Genomic DNA, 17,830 nt, shown 5'->3' with positions numbered 1-17,830 from the left:
CTTACCGCCCCTCGCGAACAAGTCGCCGTCCGGCACGGTGACTTGGATCGGGCAGTGCGCTTCTGCGGGCAGGCACGGGGTTACTGCGCCAGCAGCGAGGCTTCCACCATCAGCGTGTGAGCGTCGCCACACACACCGTAGCGATACAGGGGTTACTTGTTCAAGCTAAAGCTCACCTTTGGTGGACCGAGACCCCGGCGCGGGGCAAACTGTCCCCACCTTCACAAGGGGAGACAGCGTTGGCACTGCGAACAGCTCCCACCGAGCGCCAGGTCCGACTCGGGTTCGAGCTCCGAAGGTTGCGTGAGCGCAGTGGGCTGACTGTGCAGGCAGCCGGAGAAGTCATCGGGATGGGACGTGTACACCTGACCCACGCGGAGAACGGGCGCACCCCGATCTCCGCCGAGCGCATCCGCACACTGTGCGGCACATTTGGGGTTACTAGTTCAACCTACGTCGATGCCCTGGTGGACCTGGCCGAGTCGAACGGGAAGGGCTGGTGGACCGGCTACAAATCCCAACTCCCGGCGTCCGCACTCGACCTGGCCGAGCTGGAGGCCGAAGCCGCAGCGCTCAGCTCCTACGAGTCGTTGTTCCTGCCGGGGCTGTTCCAGGTCGACGCCTACACACGCGCCATCTTCGAAGCCAGCGACGCGGTGAGCACGGCGGAGGAGATCGAGGCCTCTGTCCGCTTCCGCCAGGAGCGCCAGCGCGCGCTCAGGGCCGACAATCCTCCGCACATCCACGCCGTTATCCATGAAGCCGCCCTCCACATGCGCTTCGGCGGCCCGCACGTCATGCACCAGCAACTGCTCAAGCTGGTCGAGCTGTCCGAACTCCCGCATGTGGAGATCCAGATCATGCCCTTCACCGCAGTCGCGGTGTCGGCGCTCACCACACCGTTCTGCCACATCGCCTCGCACGACAGCGCGCTGGAGACCGTACTGCTGGAGCATCCGGCCCAGTCCATGTTCCTGTACGAAGAGGAACCTCTGGCCAAGTACCGCCGCCAGTTCGAACGGCTGAGCGCTGCCGCGCTCCCCGCCATCGACGCGACGGTGATCCCGGTGACACACGCGGCAAGGGACTCGCTCGGCCTCGTACAACACGTCCTGTACACGCTCCAGGAGGCACAAGCATGACCACGCTCGACTGGCAGAAGTCGTCCTTCAGCGGCGACCAGGCCAACTGCGTCTACGTCGCCGCCCCCCAGGACGGCACCGTGCGCCTTCGTGAGAGCGACGCCCCGGAGACGGCCCTCACCACTACACCCGAAGCTCTCGCGGCCCTGATACGTACCCTCAACGGCCCGGCTATTCGATGGTCAGGGTGAAGAACCGGACCGTGAGCGTCTCGGCGCCCGGGGTGTCGGGGTTCGGGGTCGCGGGGCGGTCGATGCGCTCCACGAACGCGCCCTTGAGGTGATACTGCTTCACGGTGCCGTCCTGGTAGTCGAGCAGCTCAAGGGTGACGTCCTTGAGGCGCCCCTCGCGGTCCTCGGTGGCGGCTTCGATCCAGCGGTCGACCTCGGCGCTGTGGGTGGCGCCCCGCACCAGGGTCACCTTCTGGTCCTCCAGACCGGAGACCTCCTGGAGGTTCTCGACGGGGGCGCCGTCCATCCGCAGGCGGAAGTTGTGCGACGACAAGGCGTCCCCCGGCTGGAGCTGGCCCTTCGTGACCGTTCCCTTGTCCGCACTGGCCTTGGCAGGGGCGGAGGTAGAAGCGGAGGCACGCGGCGCGGAGTCGGAGTCCGAACCCGTGGCCATCGCCACCGTGGTGCCGCCCGCGGCGAGTAACAGGGCACTGGCGAGGCCGGCCCAACGCGCCTTGCCGCTCCTCAGAAAAGTGCTGCTCATGACGTTCGCCTCGTGAAGAAGTCGATCCTGGGTGGCGCGCTCGGTGACGTACTGGATGACGTACTGGATGACGTACTGAGTGGCCTGCGGGGCCTAGGAGGCGCCGCCCTGGCCCGCGCTGCCGATCGGGAAGACCTTGACCGGGGAGCCGGCGCCGTCGGTGACGGGCAGGCTGGAGGCGCCGGGCCACTCGATGGAGAGCGACTTCGTCTGTCCGGGCGGGGTCACGGTCAGGCCGGTGATGCCCACGCCGGAACCGCCCGAGTCGTTCATCGGGTAGCTGATGCTGAAGAACACCGACTTGCCGTTCTTGAGGACCATCCGGTCGGCGGGCTTGCCACTGCGCGCGGCGGACAGCGGGCCCTCGCTGGTCTCCAGGTCCACACCGGCGAAGCCGGACATCACGCAGTCCTTGCCGCCGACGTTCTTCAGCTCCACCGCGACAGAGCCCTCGTCGTCGCCGTCGATGGTGCTGTCCGAGGCCGAGGCGTCCACGTCGTCGGTACGGCACTTGCCGAGCGCGGCACTCTGATCGCTCTGACCCGAACCGCCGCTCCCGGCAGCCGTGCCCTGCCCGGCGGAGCTCTTCTCGGCGGAGTCCTTACCGCCGCCCTGCTCCGACCCGCCCGAGCCCGACCCGCCGCCCGACGAACCCGAGCCGCTGTCCGAGGAGGACGCACTCGACGCGGCCGAGGGATCGCCCTGCCCCGTCACGTCATCGCCGTTGCAGGCGGTCAGCGAGAGGCTCGCGGCGACGGTCAGGGCCGCGGCGGCGAAGCGCAGGTTGCGGCGACGGTTTCCACGGATGGTGGTGTTGGAGCGCATGGCGTGTCCCCCGGTAGGTGGTGGGTGGCGTCCCCTCCCTGGGAACAACACCGACTCTGGTGGAGGCCGCTAATGCCGGGTTCCCGTCCCGCTAACTTCCGCCTAACGCATCCGTGACCAACCTCAAAGGCCTGTTCGCGGGGCCTTTCGCCGGGCCGCCGACACCGCAAGTCGTTCGGCGAACTCCGCTACCAGGCCCCGTAGTTCATCCGGCTGCTCGATGACGAACGGGCGGTCCAGTGAGGCGAGCACGGCCGGCAGCCAGTCCAGCCGCTCCACCCGCATGTCCACGCGGGACCAGGGCTCGGCGGCCCCCGGATCCGCGTCACCCGGCGGCGGCAGCTCCTCCACGACCGCGACGCCCGCCGGGAACCGGGCGCGGACGACCTCGGCCGTACCCTGGACGCACAGACTCACCTCGTACCGGTACGGAGCCGTGGCGAGCCCCGTCAGAACCCGCTGCGCCGCGTCGACACCGGCCGGCGGTTCGAACGAGCCCGGCAGGGTCCGCACCTCGGCGATGCGGTCCAGCCGGAACATCCGGTCCTCGCCGCTCCCGAGATCCGCAGCCGTCACGTACCACTTGCCCGAGTGCGCCACGAGCCCGTGCGGGTGCAGCGTGCGTTCGCTGCGGCGGCCGTTCCCCGCGGTGTACCGGATCGAGACCGGCCGGTGGTGAGCCACGGCGTCGGCGACCGGAAGCAGGACCGCCGATTCCGGGGCTGCCGTGCCACCGGGCGGAACGGTGAAAGCGACCGAGTCCAGCACCGCGTCGAGCCTGCGCCGCAGCCGCTCCGGCAGCACCCGCCGGATCTTGGCCGCCGCCGTCTCGCTCGCCGTGCCCGTGGCCGTGGTCAGACCGGCCCGTCTCCCCGCGACCAGGCCGAGCAGGACGGCGAGCGCCTCGTCGTCGCTCAGCATGAGCGGAGGCATACGGAAACCGGCGGTGAGCCGGTAGCCGCCGTGGCGCCCGCGCACCGACTCGACGGGCACGTCGAGGTCGACGAGGTGGCCGATGTAGTGCCGCACCGTGCGTTCGTCGACGTCGAGCCGGTCGGCCAGTTCGGCCGCGGTGCGGAGGCCGCCGGACTGCAGGAGCTCCAGCAGGGTGAGTACGCGGGCGATGGGACGGGACATGGGGAGAAGTCTCCCGCAGATACCGGGCGGGTTCCGCCCGGTATAGGTCGTAGCGTTCATTCAGAAGCACCGATCAGAACCACCGAGCGGCCCTGCTCCGCAACCCGGTGCACCCCTGCACAACCCTGTGACCTGGAGAAACCCATGAACTTCGTCTCTGTCCGCGTCATCACCGGCGACGTCGACCGCCTCGTCGCGTTCTACGAGCGCGCCACCGGAGCGACCGCCGACCGGCCCACCGAGGACTTCGCCGAGCTCAGGGTCGGCTCGGCCACCCTCGCGATCGGCAGCACCCGCACGGTCCCCCTGTTCGCGCCCGGCTCCGCCCGGCCCGCCGACAACCACAGCGTCATCCTCGAATTCCTGGTCGACGACGTGGACGCCGTGCACAGGAACCTGACCGGCTTCGTGGAGGACTTCGTCAACGAGCCCACCACGATGCCCTGGGGCAACCGCGCGCTCCTGTTCCGCGACCCCGACGGCAACCTCGTCAACTTCTTCACCCCGGTCACGCCCGCCGCCATCGAAAAGTTCGCCGCCGTCGAGAAGTCCACCCACTGAAGTCAGGGCGGAGCCCCAACTGCCCCCGCCCCCAAGCCCCTTCACCTACTCTCGACACATGGTCGAAGCCAGCGCGCTAGGCGCCCGCATCGCGTCCGGCGTCGTCGTGCCGCTCATCAAGAAGCTCTTCGTGCCGGACCAGCCGGGCGCGGCCCTGGTGGACAAGCCCGTGCGCATCGCCTCGCTCGTCTCGTTCAGCGGCGAGAAGCGCAACGTCACGCCGAAGGACGTCGAGAAGGTCGCCGACGAGCTCGTCCGCAGGGCGCTCAAGGCGGCCGGGCCCCGCGAGCAGCCCGTCGATCCGGCGGAGGCCCTCGCCGTCAGGAACGCCCTCGCCCGCACGCTCGCCGTCCTCGGCACCCTCACCATCGAGGACTACGAGGCCGTCGCCCTGGGCCCCGAGGCCTTCGCGAGCGAGCTCCGCGCCCGGGCGCTCCTGTCCGTCTCCGCCCTCTCCCGCGACGCCGAATTCTTCTACGACCAGCTCCTGCACACCGCCGCCCTGCACATCCTCAACTTCTTCTCCCAGCGGTCCACGTTCATCGCTCGCCAACAGCTCGTACAGACACAGCAGTTGGCCCGCCTCGTGCAGACCCTGGACATCCTTCTCGACCGCCTGCCCTCGCAGACCGCCGAGGACGCCGCCTTCGAGGCGCTGTACGCCACCCACATCGGCGAGCGGCACGGCACCCTCACCATCTACGGCCTGGACGCCGGAACCAGCGAGTGGCCCCTCGACACCGCCTATCTCAGCCTCGAAGCCACCCGCGAGCGCACCGGCCCCGGCGGCAGCGGACTGCACGTCCCCGCCGAGCAGGTCCTCGCCCAGCACGACCAGGTCCTGCTGCGCGGGGTCGCCGGGTCCGGCAAGACCACCCTCGTCCAGTGGCTCGCCGTGACGGCGGCGAGCCGGACGTACGAGCACGGGCTCACGCACCTCATCGGGCGCGTGCCGTTCGTCCTGCCGATGCGGCGGATCCTGCGGCCGGGGGCCGAGCTGCCCACCCCGGGGAAGTTCCTGGACGCCGTCGCCTGCCCGGTCGCGGGCGAGCAGCCGCGCGGCTGGGTCGAGCGCGTCCTGCGCGCCCGGCGCGGGGTGCTCCTCGTCGACGGGATAGACGAGATCGCCGGTGACCGGCGGGAGAGCGCCCGCCGGTGGCTGCGCGAGCTGGCGCGGACCTTCCCCGGCAACCTGTGGCTCGTCACCTCACGCCCGTCCGCCGTCCCCGAGCAGTGGCTGACCGCCGCCGGCTTCAACGAACTCACGCTCTCCCCGATGTCCCGGCACGACGTCGCCACGTTCGTACGCCGCTGGCACAGTGCCGCCCGGGCGGACGCGTCCACCGGGGTGTCCCTGCTCCAGGCCGTACGGACCACGACCGAGCTGAACCGCCTCGCCACCAACCCCCTGATGTGCGGCATGCTGTGCGCCCTGCACCGGGACCGCAACGGCTTCCTGCCCGAGGACAGGAAATCGCTCTACGAGGCCGCGCTCTCCATGCTGCTCGAACGGCGCGACAGGGAAAGGGGGTTGGACGATCCGGGCGGCGTGCGGATTCCGTACGCGACGCAGATCCAGCTCCTTCAGCGGCTCGCGTGGTGGCTGATCCGCAACGGCCGCTCGGAGATGGACCGTTCGGACGCGCTGCACATCATCACGCAGGCGCTCCCCTCGCTGAACCTGAACAGCGACGCCGAGGAGATCTACACCTCGCTCCTGCTGCGCTCCGGTCTGCTGCGCGAACCCGCCGACGGGCGCGTGGACTTCCTCCACCGGACGTTCCAGGACTACCTCGGCTCCCGTCTCGCCGTACAGGAACTGGACTTCGATCTGCTCCTGAACAACGCGGACAAGGACCAGTGGGAGGACGTCGTCCTGCTCGCCATCGCGCACGCGCGGCCGAAGGAGGCCGAGCAGATGCTGCGGCGGCTCGTCGAGCAGGGCACCCCGCGCGGCAAGCTCCTTGCCGCCGCCGGGCTGCCGTACGCGGCGGAGGTGGCGCCCGCGATCCGCTCGTTCGTGGAGGTCGGGGTGCGCCTGATCGTGCCGCCCGGATCCAGCGCGGAGGCCGAGGAACTGGCGCGGGTCGGCGGTGAGCTGGTGCTCTCGCTGCTGCCCTCCGCCGAGGGGCTCGACGACGCGACGGCACGCCATGTCGTGCGCGCTGCAAGCGAGTTGGGCAGCGAGTCGGCCCTGCATTTCCTGACCCAGTTCCGCGAGCACCCGAACATCGACGTCCAGCGGACCCTCGCCGCGTGCTGGCCGCGCTTCGACCGCGAGCTCTACGCCCGCGAGATACTCGCGTACCTGCCCCGCCAGCCCCGGGTCACCGTGCGCGACACCGATGACCTGCGTGCCCTGCGTGCCATCGGCGGCTGGGCGGACATCCAGGTCGTGGGCGCCTACCGCGTCGAGGACCTGACCGAACTGATCGTGGGCGAGAAGCTCACCCGGCTCGGCCTGGAGGCGTCCCACCCCGTCGAAGGACTGGCCTGGCTGTCGGTCTTCCCGAACCTCAGGAGGGTCCATGTGGCCTCTGAGGTGGCTGAGGCGGTGGCGCAGCAGGCGCCGGGCCGGATCGAACTCATCACCCCGCCACCGTGGAGGAGTTGACCTACCCTTGACCCTCCACGACACACGACATCCCACCCGCAGGGACCCGCTATGTCCATGGAGCCCGTTGTCCGCATCCCCTCGACGCTCGCCGCACCCCTGGTACAACGGCTCATCCGGCTGCCCACCGAGCAGCCGCCCGTCACGCCCGACCTGATCGCCGCCCTCGCCACCTGGCGCGGCGCCGACGCCCCGGCGACACCTGACGACGTGCACCGCACCGCCGCGGACTTCGTCCACGTCGCCGCCGAGGCGCGCGCCGCACCGTCGACCGAACTCGCTTCCGTGGTCGACGTGTTGACGCGCACGCTCCTTGCCATCGGCGAACTGGACCTCACGGACGTGGACGCCGTGCGCCTCGGGCCGCAGGACTACGCACGGCGGCTGAGGGGCGCCGTGCAGGGCGCGGACCGCTCCCTCTCCCCCGGCGCCGCGTGGTTCCACGACGAACTGCTCGTGGCCGTGTGCCTGCACGTCCTCTACCACTTCGTCCGGCGCTCCCCGTACATCCAGCGGCACATGGCCGAGCGGGCGAGCCGCATCCGCCAGCTCATCGACCTGAACGACGCGGAGGCCGCCGCCCGCCAGCCCGAACGCTCGCAGGAGGACCGGGATTTCGAGTCCCTGTACGCCGAGGAGGTCGTACGTCAGCACGGCTGGCTCACCATCGTCGGCGTGGACCTCGCCAACGCGCCGGACCGCTGGGCCCTTGAGGACACCTACCTCAGCCTGGAGGCGGAGGAGAGCAGCGGCAGCGGCGTACCGGGTGAACCACGGACCGTGCTGCTCGCCGACCGGGCCCTGGAGGGCCCCGAGCGGGTGCTGCTGCGCGGTGTGGCGGGCTCGGGCAAGACGACCCTCGTGCAGTGGCTCGCCGTGGCCGCGGCGCGCGAGGGCGCCCGGGTGCCCTTCGTGCTGCCCGTACGCCGCTTCGCCCGCGAGGGCTTCCCCGCCCCGGACGACTTCCTGCACGCCATCCGCCACCCGCTGGCCGACCAGGCACCGGAGGGCTGGGTCGTGCGCACGCTGCTCGCGGGCCGCGCCATGCTCCTGGTCGACGGGATCGACGAGGCCCCGGAGGCCACCCGCGGCGAGCTGCGCAACCAGCTGCGGCGCCTGCTGCGCATCTTCTCCGGCAACGGCTGCCTGGTGACGTCCCGCCCCTCCGCCGTCGAGGACGGCTGGCTCGCCCAGGAGCGCCTCGCCGAGGAGGGCTTCAAGGAACTCTCCCTCGCGCCGATGTCACGCGACCAGGTCACCCGCTTCATCCATGACTGGCACGCGGCGGCGATGAGCGACGACCAGTGCAAGGAACAGGCGGACCGCGACAAGCTGCGGGAGTACGAGGAGCGGCTGCTGCACTCCGTGCGCATCTACCGCGAGCTGCGCCAGCTCGCCACCAACCCCCTGATGTGCGGCCTGATATGCGCCCTCAACCGCGACCGCTCCGGCTCCCTGCCCAAAGGCCGCAAGGAGCTGTACGACGCCGCCCTGGAGATGCTCCTCCAGCGCCGCGACCCCGAACGCGACGTCCTGTACGCCGATGACGTGCGCCTCCAGCAGGGCCCCCGGGAGCTGCTCCTGCGCAAGCTGGCCCACGCGATGGTGGAGGAGGGCGTCTCGGAGCTGCCGCGTGAGCGCGTCGTCTCCATCCTGGACGGCGCCCTGCCCGCCATCCCCTCCGCACGCGCCGAGGGCGACGGCGAGAAGATCTTCCGTCATCTGCTGCACCGCACGGGGCTCCTTCGCGAACAGGCGGGCCTCTCGGTGGACTTCATCCACCGCACCTTCCAGGACTACCTGGCCGCCAAGGAGATAGTGGCCCGGGGCCGGCTCCGCGCCCTCGTCGAGCACGCGCACCGCGCCGAGTGGGAGGAGGTCATCCGCATGGCCGCCGCCCACGCACGTCCCGAGGAGTGCGCCGACTTCCTGGAGCGGCTCCTGGCCGCCGCCCCGAACCTGCGCCGCCCGCACGTGAACCACCGGCGCCTGATGGCCGCGGCCTGTCTGGAGCACGTCACCGAGCTCGACCCGGCGGTGCAGCAGCTCGTCCACGACCGCACAAAGAACCTCGTGCGCCCCACGACGGAGCTGGCCGCCCGCAGCCTCGGCTGGGTCGGTCCCATCGTCCTGGAGCAGCTGCCGGACCCCGAGCAGGTGCCGAGCGACCAGCAGGCGCTCCTCCTGGCGATCACGGCCACCCGCGTCCAGGACGACGCCGCCATCGACTACCTCGCCCGGCTGCGCCACCGCTCGGCGCTGTCCATCCGCACCGAGCTGGTCCGCCCCTGGCGGCACTTCGACACGGAGCGGTACGCGCGCGAGATCATCGCCCACCTCGATCCGGTCGGCCTGTACTTCCCGGTGTCCGACACCGCCGAGCTCGCGGCGCTGCGGCACCTCGGCGGGCGGCCGTGGATCCAGGTCGTGGGCGTCATGCGCACCGAGGAGCTTCTCGACGGCCTGGAGCACGAGCAGCTCACCCATCTGTGGGTCACCGCCGAGCTGGCCGACACGGACATGTCCTGGCTCGCCCGCTTCCCGAACCTGAGCGTCCTGCGGGTGAACCCCCGCCTCCCCCGCGTGCGGAACGTACCGGAGGGGATCACGATCACGTCGTAGCCGCGGGGAGCGCCCCAAAGGGGCGCGGGGAACTGCGCGAGCAACCACAACGCACCCGCAGCCGGACAAAGCCAGAAAGGGGCTGCCCCGGACCGTAAGAAACGATCCGGGGCAGCCCCTGCACTGCTCTGCGGGCCGGAGGCTTACGCCTCCTTGCTCAGGTTCGGCCCGGCGCCACCAGCCGCCTGCTCGATCGGCGGGACGTCCGGAAGCGCCGCCTTCTCCTCGCCGCGGAAGGTGAACTTGGCTTCGTCGCCCTCACCCTCCGTGCCGACGACCACGATGTGGCCGGGGCGGAGCTCGCCGAAGAGGATCTTCTCCGAGAGGATGTCCTCGACCTCGCGCTGGATCGTCCGGCGCAGCGGCCGGGCGCCCATGACGGGGTCGTAACCCTTCTTGGCGAGGAGCTTCTTCGCGTCACCGCTGAGCTCGATGCCCATGTCGCGGTCCTTGAGACGCTCGTCCACCTTGGCGAGCATGAGGTCGACGATCTGGATGATGTCTTCCTCGGTGAGCTGGTGGAAGACCACCGTGTCGTCGACACGGTTCAGGAACTCCGGGCGGAAGTGCTGCTTCAGCTCGTCGTTGACCTTGGTCTTCATGCGCTCGTAGTTCGTCTTGACGTCACCCGCGGCGGCGAAACCGAGGTTGAAGCCCTTGGAGATGTCCCGCGTGCCGAGGTTGGTCGTCATGATGATGACCGTGTTCTTGAAGTCCACGACCCGGCCCTGGGAGTCGGTCAGACGACCGTCCTCCAGGATCTGCAACAGCGAGTTGAAGATATCGGGGTGGGCCTTCTCGACCTCGTCGAAGAGGACGACCGAGAACGGCTTGCGGCGGACCTTCTCCGTCAGCTGACCGCCCTCTTCGTAACCGACATATCCGGGCGGCGAACCGAAGAGACGCGAGACCGTGTGCTTCTCGCTGAACTCCGACATGTCGAGGGAGATCAGGGCGTCCTCGTCACCGAAGAGGAATTCGGCGAGCGTCTTGGAAAGCTCCGTCTTACCGACACCGGACGGGCCGGCGAAGATGAACGAGCCACCGGGACGCTTCGGGTCCTTCAGACCGGCGCGCGTACGACGAATCGCCTGCGAAAGCGCCTTGATGGCGTCCTTCTGGCCGATGACCCGCTTGTGGAGCTCGTCCTCCATGCGCAGCAGACGCGAGGACTCCTCCTCGGTCAGCTTGAAGACCGGAATGCCCGTCGCCGTGGCGAGGACCTCGGCGATGAGCTCGCCGTCGACCTCGGCGACGACGTCCATGTCGCCGGCCTTCCACTCCTTCTCGCGCTTGGCCTTCGCCGCGAGCAGCTGCTTCTCCTTGTCGCGGAGAGACGCCGCCTTCTCGAAGTCCTGGGAGTCGATGGCCGACTCCTTGTCGCGACGCACGCCCGCGATCTTCTCGTCGAACTCGCGGAGGTCCGGCGGCGCGGTCATCCGGCGGATGCGCATCCGGGAACCGGCCTCGTCGATCAGGTCGATCGCCTTGTCCGGCAGGAAGCGGTCCGAGATGTACCGGTCGGCCAGGGTGGCGGCCTGCACCAGCGCCTCGTCCGTGATGGAGACCCTGTGGTGGGCCTCGTAACGGTCGCGCAGACCCTTGAGGATCTCGATGGTGTGCGGCAGGGACGGCTCCGCGACCTGGATGGGCTGGAAGCGGCGCTCGAGGGCCGCGTCCTTCTCCAGGTGCTTGCGGTACTCGTCCAGCGTCGTGGCACCGATGGTCTGCAGCTCGCCTCGCGCCAGCATCGGCTTGAGGATACTCGCGGCGTCGATCGCGCCCTCGGCGGCGCCCGCACCCACCAGGGTGTGGAGCTCGTCGATGAACAGGATGATGTCGCCGCGGGTGCGGATCTCCTTGAGGACCTTCTTCAGGCGCTCCTCGAAGTCACCGCGGTAGCGGGAGCCAGCGACCAGCGCGCCGAGGTCAAGCGTGTAGAGGTGCTTGTCCTTCAGCGTCTCGGGCACCTCGCCCTTGACGATGGCCTGCGCCAGGCCCTCGACGACGGCGGTCTTGCCGACGCCGGGCTCGCCGATGAGCACGGGGTTGTTCTTCGTGCGGCGGGACAGCACCTGCATGACCCGCTCGATCTCCTTCTCGCGCCCGATGACCGGGTCGAGCTTGGACTCACGAGCGGCCTGGGTGAGGTTCCGGCCGAACTGGTCGAGCACCAGGGACGTGGAAGGCGTGCCCTCCGCAGGACCGCCGGCGGTGGCGGTCTCCTTGCCCTGGTATCCGGAGAGCAGCTGGATGACCTGCTGCCGCACCCGGTTGAGATCGGCGCCCAGCTTCACGAGGACCTGGGCTGCGACGCCCTCGCCCTCGCGGATCAGGCCGAGCAGGATGTGCTCCGTGCCGATGTAGTTGTGGCCCAGCTGAAGGGCCTCGCGGAGCGAAAGCTCCAGGACCTTCTTGGCACGGGGGGTGAAGGGGATGTGGCCGGACGGGGCCTGCTGGCCCTGACCGATGATCTCCTCCACCTGCTGGCGGACCGCCTCGAGCGAAATCCCGAGGCTCTCCAGGGCCTTAGCGGCGACACCCTCGCCCTCGTGGATCAAGCCCAGGAGGATGTGCTCGGTGCCGATGTAGTTGTGGTTGAGCATCCGGGCTTCTTCCTGAGCCAGGACGACAACCCGCCGCGCGCGGTCGGTGAACCTCTCGAACATCGTTAATCGCTCCTCAGAGCGGTCAGGCAGTAAGGGGGCTGTCCCCTCCCTGTCCTTCCGCAGCTTAGTCCCGCAAGCGGGGACCGCTCATTCCAACTGCCGACACCCGGCCGAGAACAAGAGGTGCCTCCTGACCCCGAACGCCGACAACTGCTCCAACCCGATGGTGCGAGACGATGTTCCCGCAGGCCAAGCACTTACCCTCACCACCACTACGCCGATGGCGAACGTGAGACGGCCTCGCGCGTGTGTCGCCCCTCCCCACTAGGGATGTCTTACCCGCAAGGACTGACACTCCATGCGGCGCGCGCCGGTTCCCTCCGCTACGGGCGAACACCCTTGCGCGGCCGAACACGCCCTTACGCCCCCTTTCCGGGCACTGAGCGCGATCGTGACGACACGCTGCGTAACCCCGGACGCTTCCGGGCGGTTGCTCCATGCATGGCTTTCACCGTTCCCCAGCCCCGTGTACCGGTCGAGCAGAGCGACCCGGTGCGTCAGTGGTACGAGAACGAACTCGGCTGGGCGACGGAGGACCGCCGCCCCGGGCTGCCGGTGCGGCTCCTGACGGGGCTCCGCTTCGACGTACTGCAGCTGCCCGCCGAGGCCGGCTTCGCCGCGCTGAGGCATCTCGGACCGAAGGCTCCGGTGGCTCTGCGAGGAGAATCGATGCGGCTCTTCGTGGCCGCGGGGAGCGCCGACGAACTGCCCGGGCTCCTGGAGTGGCTGGAGTGGGGTGACATCCCACTGGACCTCACGGCCATCGGTGCGGGCGGACGGATCGACGCGCCCACGCCTCCGGGGTGGTCCGGCTCGCAGGGGGCCGCCGTGTGGCTGCGACCCCCAGAGCCCGGGTGCGAGGTGGAGCCGACGCTGCCGGCACTGCCGTCCCTGTCCTGCGTGGGGGGTGGCACCGTGCCCCACAGCGACCCCGCCGTGGGCTCCGGTCTCGTACGGCTTGTGGACACGGCGGCAACGCAGTGCCACCGGGTCCGGTTGCGACGGACCCGTCGTCAGCCGTTGGCCTTCTCGTAGGCCTCGCGAATGGAAGCGGGGACACGGCCGCGGTCGTTGACCTCGAAACCGTTGTCCTTCGCCCAGGCACGGATCGCCGCGGTGTCCTGACCGCCGCTCGCGGCAGAGGCACGGGCCTTGGCGCGCCCGGCCGAACCGCGGCCACCGGTACGACGACCACCCTTGAGGTAAGGCTCAAGGAGACCGCGGAGCTTGTCCGCGTTCGACGTGGTGAGGTCGATCTCGTACGACTTGCCGTCCAGCGCAAACGTCACGGTCTCGTCTGCCTCGCCACCGTCGAGGTCATCGACAAGAAGGACCTGAACCTTCTGTGCCACCGGATTTCCTTTCATCGATAACTTAGGGCCGGATCGCACGGCGTGAGCCGCAGAATCGCCGCCCCCTGTTATATGCAGTACTGCAGTACGTCGGAAAGCAAACCGCTTTTGCTGGGAAAACACAAACCCCCGGGAGAGACCGACGACCCCGAGAACCCAGGAAACATGCGCGTTTCGGACATAGGGAACCGGGGCAGCAGGCAGCCCGGAATACCGGCGACGATCACAGATGCAGAAGCATCCGGCTGTTGCCCAAGGTGTTCGGTTTCACTCGTTCGAGGCCGAGGAACTCCGCGACGCCCTCATCTTTGGAACGCAGCAGCTCGCTGTAGACATCTCCGTCGACAGGTGTCTCACCGATCTCCACGAAGCCGTGCTTCGCGAAGAAGTCGACTTCGAAGGTGAGACAGAAAACCCGCCGGACACCGAGCCAGCGAGCGGTCTGCAGCAACTTCCCCAACACCTGATGCCCCACTCCGGCCCCCTTGACGTCGGGGTTCACGGCGAGAGTGCGGACTTCCGCGAGGTCTTCCCACATCACATGCAGGGCGCCGCAGCCGACGACCTCGGCGTTGTCGTCGCGTTCCGCCACCCAGAACTCCTGGAGGGACTCGTAAAGCGCGACCGTCGCTTTGTCGAGCAGGATCCCCTGACGGGCGTAGGAGTCCAGGAGGTTGCGCACGACCGGCACATCGGCTGTGCGCGCCCGGCGTACGGAGACTGCTTTAGCGCTGAGTTCAGGGGGTTCTGCTGGCATGACCGGACGCTATCGCTCTGCTTCGGGCTCCGCCTCGCCGGGGTTCTCCGCGGCTTGAGTGGCGGGATCTCGGGAGATCGGGGCTTCGGAGATCGAGGGTTCGGAGATCGGGGCTTCGGAGTTGGAGGCCTGAGAGATCGGGGCCTGAGAGACGGGGCCCACGATCCGCATCGCGTCACTGAGTGCTTCGCGCTGTTCCTCCGACATCATCCCGAAGAACGCGACGAGAGCGGCGGCCGGGTTGTCGCTCTGCGACCATGCTTCGTTCATCAGTGCGGCGGCGTAGGCGGCCCGAGTGGAGACCGCCTCATATCGATAGGCACGGCCTTCCGCTTCACGGCGCACCCAGCCCTTCTGATGAAGATTGTCCAAAACGGTCATGACAGTGGTGTACGCGATGGACCGTTCCTGCTGAAGGTCTTCCAGGACTTCTCGAACGGTCACGGGGCGGTTCCACTTCCACACCCGTGTCATGACTGAGTCTTCGAGTTCTCCCAAGGGGCGAGGCACACCAGAACAATAGTGGGAGATGTCACTAATGACGTGACGGACGTGGCGGAGGTGCCATTTCCCCAACAAAAAGGGCGTACGACTCGGAATGTGAGCGAGTCGTACGCCAAGAGTGTGCGGATGGTGACCTCGGGTCACCGGAAGCCCTGGTCAGGCCTCGGCCTGGTACCGGTCAGGCCTTGGGGGTCTGCCGGGCGCCTTCGGCGCGGGAGAGCACGGCGTCGACGGCCGCGTCCTCCTTCGCCTTGTTGGCGCCGCCCTGGGTCTTCACGATCGTCACGATGAGACCGCCGAAGAACACGGCCATCACTACGGGGGGCAGGAGCGCGGAGACGTATTCCATGCCCCCAGAGTAGCTAGCCCGCGGCGAGCTGGTGCGGCGGGTCCGTCGGGCGGCGCTTGGGAGGGAAGACCTCGGCCGGGGTCGGCACGGGGCGTGGCGGCTCGGGCTGGGCCGGTTTCCCCGGCGGGGAGTTCGGCGTCTTGGGCTTGGGCGCCGTCCGGTCGTCCGCCTCGCTCCGGCCGCCGGGGAGGGCCAGCAGGCGCGTGCGGGAGGCGGGGACGAGGGGGCGGGGCGCCGGGACGGTCGTATGGGACCGGCCCGAGAGGCGGGCGCGTACGGCCTGTTCGGCGACGGTCCGGCAGCGGTCCAGGAGGGCGGCGGCCGCCGGGTTGCCGCGCAGGGCGCGCAGCGCGGCGAGGTCGTCGGCGCCCGGCTGGTAGCCGGCACCGAGGACGTCCTCCAGGAGCGCGAGGTAGCCGGTCGCGGTGCCGGGCAGGGCCGCTCGGTAGCGGGAGAGGTCGGCCAGCAGGAAGGCGCGGAGCCTGGCGCCCTCGCTGACCGCTTCGTCGACGGCGTCGGCTAGGCGTAGGCAGTCCTGGACGTCCGCGTCGGAGACGGGGCTGGGATGCAGGGCGAGGGCCAGAGCGCGGCGGAGCACACGCAGCTCCTCCGCACCGAAGGCCATGCCGCCGCGAGATCCGTATGGCGTGGGCATGGCCTGACGATACGTGCGAAGTGGACAAAATCCGCTTAACGCCAATATGTGGCGTGGCTTGTGGCGGCGTCTTTTGCGGGTGGCTTCTTTCGGGGCGGGCCGCGGTGGCGCCCCGGGTCACTCCGAGCGGCGGCGGACCGTCGCGAAGACGACCGCTCCGACGCCGAGCAGCGCGGCGGCGCCCGCCGCGATCCAGGGCAGGACGCCCGCGCCCGCTTCCGCCATGGGGCGGGTCTGCGCGTCGGCGGTTGCCTTGCCGACGACGATCTCCGCCTTGTCGTTCGACGGAACCGGGTCGTTGATCTCGAAGCCGCCGTCTCCGGGGCGGTCGGCGTCTCCGGAGCGCACCCGGACCGTTCCCCTGACGTCCTCGACGTCCTTCTCGTAGCGGACCTCGAAGTGGAAGGACTGGCTGTCCCCGGAGTCCTGCCACCCGGCATCGGGGCACAGATAGCGCCGGTGCCCCGCCCGGAACGGCTTGCGCTCGCCGTTCTCGTACGTGAAGCAGTCGCCGCCCGCCTTCTCGTCCGGCTCTTCGTCGAGCTGTACGGAGGTCGCCACGACGCCCTTGGGGAGCGTCACGTCTACGTAGAGGGCCGGTTCGCGCAGGGGGCGGGCCACCAGGGCAGGGCCCGCGTTGAGCAGACCGAAGGAGAGTTCGCGGGTCGCGCCCTTCGCGCCGGGCTGCAGGGTGTCGCCCTGCGCGCGGACGTCCGCGGTGTTCCGGGCCGCGTACCGCACCACGTGCTCGGGCGCGAAGTCCGTGCCCCGGCCCCGCGCGGGGACGAGGCCGAGCTCCGGGCCGCTGCCCGCGTCGCCCGCGACGCTGGTGTCCTCCTCCGCCGGTACGGCCTCCGCGGAGTACGTCGCCCAGGTGTGGAAGGCGTCACTGGTGAGCGACCCGGGCAGCGGCGAGGCCAGGGCCACGGTCTCGCCGGGTCGTACCGCCCGCTTGAAGTAGCAGGTGGCCTCGGAGTCGTAGTCCCCGTAGGAGCCCACTCGGTAGTGGCAGTTGCTGTGCCGCCCGGCGAGCTTCAGGCCCGCGTCGCCCGCCACCTTGAGGGCGATCTGTTCGGTCCGCAGATCGCCGGTGTTGCGCAGCACGACCGGGAGCCCGATGTCCTGGCCGGGCTTCAGGCCCTCCTTGTGCGGGAGTTGGGCGACCTCCATCCCAGGGGTCCCGACCGTGACGCGGGTCGTGTCCGTGCTCTCGGTGACGCGGTCGCCGGTCAGGGTGTAGCGGATGGTCCCGGACTTCCCCTTCGCGGCGGCGTCGCCGACGGCGGTGACGGAGAAGGCCTTGTCGGGGGTGCGCAGGTACTTGTCGAAACCGCAGGTGATGACGGCGCCTTCGGCCGTGCACCGCTTGTTCGTGACCTTGACGGTGGCGATGCCCCGCAGGCCGCTCGCGTCGATGACGAACGTGAGGTTTCGGGGCTTGGGGAGGGACTTCGCGCCGTCGATGAACTCGACGCGAGGGTCCGGGGAGACGGCTGATTCAGTGCGGGGCAGGGATATGTGGGCGGCGACCTGGATGCGGGACCAGACCTCTGCGGGGTCGTCAGGAGGACCTGTGGGGCTCGGGGAGGGCTGGGGCGTCCGGGGCGTCCTGGGGGCAGCCGGAGCCTGCGTGACGGCCTGTGGGGCGGTCTGTGGTGCGGTCTGCGTGGCTGCTTGTGGGGCGGCTCGTGTGGCGGCCTGGGCGGGGGCTGTTGGGCCCGCCGCCGGTATCGCCAGTGCCGTGGCCGCCGCCGCAGCAGCCCACAGTCGTCCCTTACGCCTCATTCGCCCCAGCCCGTCCGAACCCCGTACCCGACCCGTCCCTGCGCAGACTCTTGTATGGGGCGCAGGGTTGTGTGCGCAAGCCCCGCTTGTGAGCCGTCAGTTATGAGCCGTCGGGAGTTCGTCGGGGAGTGGGGCGGGCGTGGG

At 69.6% G+C, this 17,830-nt stretch carries 16 protein-coding genes; 6 read left to right on the top strand and 10 right to left on the bottom strand.

Annotated elements, in window-relative coordinates; all coding sequences use genetic code 11:
* The first annotated feature begins 239 nt into the window (after positions 1–239).
* Both AB0E78_RS08015 and AB0E78_RS08010 read left to right on the top strand, forming a co-directional pair.
* Positions 240–1,142, top strand: a complete 903-nt coding sequence (locus tag AB0E78_RS08015) for a helix-turn-helix transcriptional regulator (RefSeq protein ID WP_361829447.1) — start codon at positions 240–242, stop codon at positions 1,140–1,142.
* A complete protein-coding gene (locus tag AB0E78_RS08010; RefSeq protein WP_361829445.1) occupies positions 1,139–1,333 on the top strand; it encodes a DUF397 domain-containing protein in 195 nt (64 codons plus the stop codon). Before AB0E78_RS08015 ends, AB0E78_RS08010 begins: the two co-directional genes overlap by 4 nt.
* Here the strand turns inward: AB0E78_RS08010 and AB0E78_RS08005 are convergent.
* The 3 genes from AB0E78_RS08005 to AB0E78_RS07995 all read right to left on the bottom strand — a co-directional run bounded on the left by AB0E78_RS08005 (position 1,314) and on the right by AB0E78_RS07995 (position 3,818).
* Complete coding sequence (locus AB0E78_RS08005; RefSeq protein WP_361829444.1) at positions 1,314–1,856, bottom strand: hypothetical protein; 543 nt, start codon at positions 1,854–1,856, stop codon at positions 1,314–1,316. The genes AB0E78_RS08010 and AB0E78_RS08005 overlap by 20 nt on opposite strands.
* Before the next feature lie 93 nt (positions 1,857–1,949).
* Positions 1,950–2,681: a DUF4232 domain-containing protein gene (locus AB0E78_RS08000; protein ID WP_361829442.1), complete on the bottom strand. Its 732-nt coding sequence runs from the start codon at positions 2,679–2,681 to the stop codon at positions 1,950–1,952.
* A gap of 123 nt (positions 2,682–2,804) precedes the next feature.
* Positions 2,805–3,818, bottom strand: coding sequence for a YafY family protein (locus AB0E78_RS07995; RefSeq protein WP_361829440.1), 1,014 nt, complete (start codon positions 3,816–3,818; stop codon positions 2,805–2,807).
* Positions 3,819–3,962: 144 nt separating this feature from the next.
* On the opposite strand from AB0E78_RS07995, the gene AB0E78_RS07990 reads away from it, so the two are divergent.
* Genes AB0E78_RS07990 through AB0E78_RS07980 form a run of 3 tightly spaced genes read left to right on the top strand, consistent with a single transcriptional unit; the run spans position 3,963 to position 9,615 of the window.
* Positions 3,963–4,379 carry a VOC family protein gene (locus AB0E78_RS07990; protein ID WP_361829437.1) on the top strand — a complete coding sequence of 139 codons (417 nt, stop codon included), beginning with the start codon at positions 3,963–3,965 and terminating at the stop codon, positions 4,377–4,379.
* Between the two features lie 58 nt (positions 4,380–4,437).
* Positions 4,438–6,993, top strand: coding sequence for an NACHT domain-containing protein (locus tag AB0E78_RS07985; RefSeq protein ID WP_361829435.1), 2,556 nt, complete (start codon positions 4,438–4,440; stop codon positions 6,991–6,993).
* Between the two features lie 57 nt (positions 6,994–7,050).
* Complete coding sequence (locus AB0E78_RS07980) at positions 7,051–9,615, top strand: NACHT domain-containing protein (RefSeq protein WP_361829433.1); 2,565 nt, start codon at positions 7,051–7,053, stop codon at positions 9,613–9,615.
* Positions 9,616–9,758: 143 nt separating this feature from the next.
* Here the strand turns inward: AB0E78_RS07980 and AB0E78_RS07975 are convergent, their stop codons facing one another.
* On the bottom strand, positions 9,759–12,284 hold the full coding sequence (locus AB0E78_RS07975) for an ATP-dependent Clp protease ATP-binding subunit (protein ID WP_361829431.1): 2,526 nt from the start codon (positions 12,282–12,284) through the stop codon (positions 9,759–9,761).
* Between the two features lie 441 nt (positions 12,285–12,725).
* Between AB0E78_RS07975 and AB0E78_RS07970 the strand changes: the two genes are divergently transcribed.
* The gene (locus AB0E78_RS07970; protein WP_361829429.1) at positions 12,726–13,319 is read left to right on the top strand and encodes an SCO3374 family protein; all 594 of its coding nucleotides are present in this window, start codon (positions 12,726–12,728) and stop codon (positions 13,317–13,319) included.
* Here AB0E78_RS07970 and AB0E78_RS07965 read toward each other — a convergent pair.
* The 6 genes from AB0E78_RS07965 to AB0E78_RS07940 all read right to left on the bottom strand — a co-directional run bounded on the left by AB0E78_RS07965 (position 13,298) and on the right by AB0E78_RS07940 (position 17,686).
* Positions 13,298–13,636 carry an Lsr2 family protein gene (locus tag AB0E78_RS07965; protein WP_361829427.1) on the bottom strand — a complete coding sequence of 113 codons (339 nt, stop codon included), beginning with the start codon at positions 13,634–13,636 and terminating at the stop codon, positions 13,298–13,300. The genes AB0E78_RS07970 and AB0E78_RS07965 overlap by 22 nt on opposite strands.
* A gap of 223 nt (positions 13,637–13,859) precedes the next feature.
* Positions 13,860–14,393, bottom strand: coding sequence for an amino-acid N-acetyltransferase (locus AB0E78_RS07960; RefSeq protein ID WP_361829426.1), 534 nt, complete (start codon positions 14,391–14,393; stop codon positions 13,860–13,862).
* A 9-nt stretch (positions 14,394–14,402) separates the two neighbouring features.
* Positions 14,403–14,903 (bottom strand): BlaI/MecI/CopY family transcriptional regulator, encoded by a 501-nt coding sequence (locus AB0E78_RS07955; RefSeq protein WP_361829424.1) that lies wholly within the window; start codon positions 14,901–14,903, stop codon positions 14,403–14,405.
* A 172-nt stretch (positions 14,904–15,075) separates the two neighbouring features.
* Positions 15,076–15,246: a hypothetical protein gene (locus tag AB0E78_RS07950; RefSeq protein WP_361829422.1), complete on the bottom strand. Its 171-nt coding sequence runs from the start codon at positions 15,244–15,246 to the stop codon at positions 15,076–15,078.
* Between the two features lie 13 nt (positions 15,247–15,259).
* Entirely contained in the window at positions 15,260–15,871 is a 612-nt protein-coding gene (locus tag AB0E78_RS07945; RefSeq protein ID WP_361829553.1) for a hypothetical protein, read from the bottom strand.
* A 147-nt stretch (positions 15,872–16,018) separates the two neighbouring features.
* A complete protein-coding gene (locus AB0E78_RS07940; protein WP_361829420.1) occupies positions 16,019–17,686 on the bottom strand; it encodes a hypothetical protein in 1,668 nt (555 codons plus the stop codon).
* Between the last annotated feature and the right edge of the window lie 144 nt (positions 17,687–17,830).

Source organism: Streptomyces sp. NPDC032198 (assembly GCF_040636975.1).
Taxonomy (GTDB): domain Bacteria; phylum Actinomycetota; class Actinomycetes; order Streptomycetales; family Streptomycetaceae; genus Streptomyces.
The sequence above is the reverse complement of the archived record's forward strand: the minus strand, read 5'-3'. Positions and strand labels throughout refer to the sequence as shown.

What these genes read in the sequence shown, in the direction of transcription:
- AB0E78_RS08010 (WP_361829445.1), top strand. Translation starts at nt 1,139, where the DNA reads ATGACCACGCTCGACTGGCAGAAGTCGTCCTTCAGCGGCGACCAGGCC.
- AB0E78_RS07970 (WP_361829429.1), top strand. Translation starts at nt 12,726, where the DNA reads ATGGCTTTCACCGTTCCCCAGCCCCGTGTACCGGTCGAGCAGAGCGAC.
- AB0E78_RS07975 (WP_361829431.1), bottom strand. Translation starts at nt 12,284, where the DNA reads ATGTTCGAGAGGTTCACCGACCGCGCGCGGCGGGTTGTCGTCCTGGCT.
- AB0E78_RS07940 (WP_361829420.1), bottom strand. Translation starts at nt 17,686, where the DNA reads ATGAGGCGTAAGGGACGACTGTGGGCTGCTGCGGCGGCGGCCACGGCA.
- AB0E78_RS07995 (WP_361829440.1), bottom strand. Translation starts at nt 3,818, where the DNA reads ATGTCCCGTCCCATCGCCCGCGTACTCACCCTGCTGGAGCTCCTGCAG.
- AB0E78_RS07980 (WP_361829433.1), top strand. Translation starts at nt 7,051, where the DNA reads ATGGAGCCCGTTGTCCGCATCCCCTCGACGCTCGCCGCACCCCTGGTA.
- AB0E78_RS07990 (WP_361829437.1), top strand. Translation starts at nt 3,963, where the DNA reads ATGAACTTCGTCTCTGTCCGCGTCATCACCGGCGACGTCGACCGCCTC.
- AB0E78_RS08000 (WP_361829442.1), bottom strand. Translation starts at nt 2,681, where the DNA reads ATGCGCTCCAACACCACCATCCGTGGAAACCGTCGCCGCAACCTGCGC.
- AB0E78_RS07945 (WP_361829553.1), bottom strand. Translation starts at nt 15,871, where the DNA reads ATGGCCTTCGGTGCGGAGGAGCTGCGTGTGCTCCGCCGCGCTCTGGCC.
- AB0E78_RS07960 (WP_361829426.1), bottom strand. Translation starts at nt 14,393, where the DNA reads ATGCCAGCAGAACCCCCTGAACTCAGCGCTAAAGCAGTCTCCGTACGC.
- AB0E78_RS07950 (WP_361829422.1), bottom strand. Translation starts at nt 15,246, where the DNA reads ATGGAATACGTCTCCGCGCTCCTGCCCCCCGTAGTGATGGCCGTGTTC.
- AB0E78_RS07985 (WP_361829435.1), top strand. Translation starts at nt 4,438, where the DNA reads ATGGTCGAAGCCAGCGCGCTAGGCGCCCGCATCGCGTCCGGCGTCGTC.
- AB0E78_RS08005 (WP_361829444.1), bottom strand. Translation starts at nt 1,856, where the DNA reads ATGAGCAGCACTTTTCTGAGGAGCGGCAAGGCGCGTTGGGCCGGCCTC.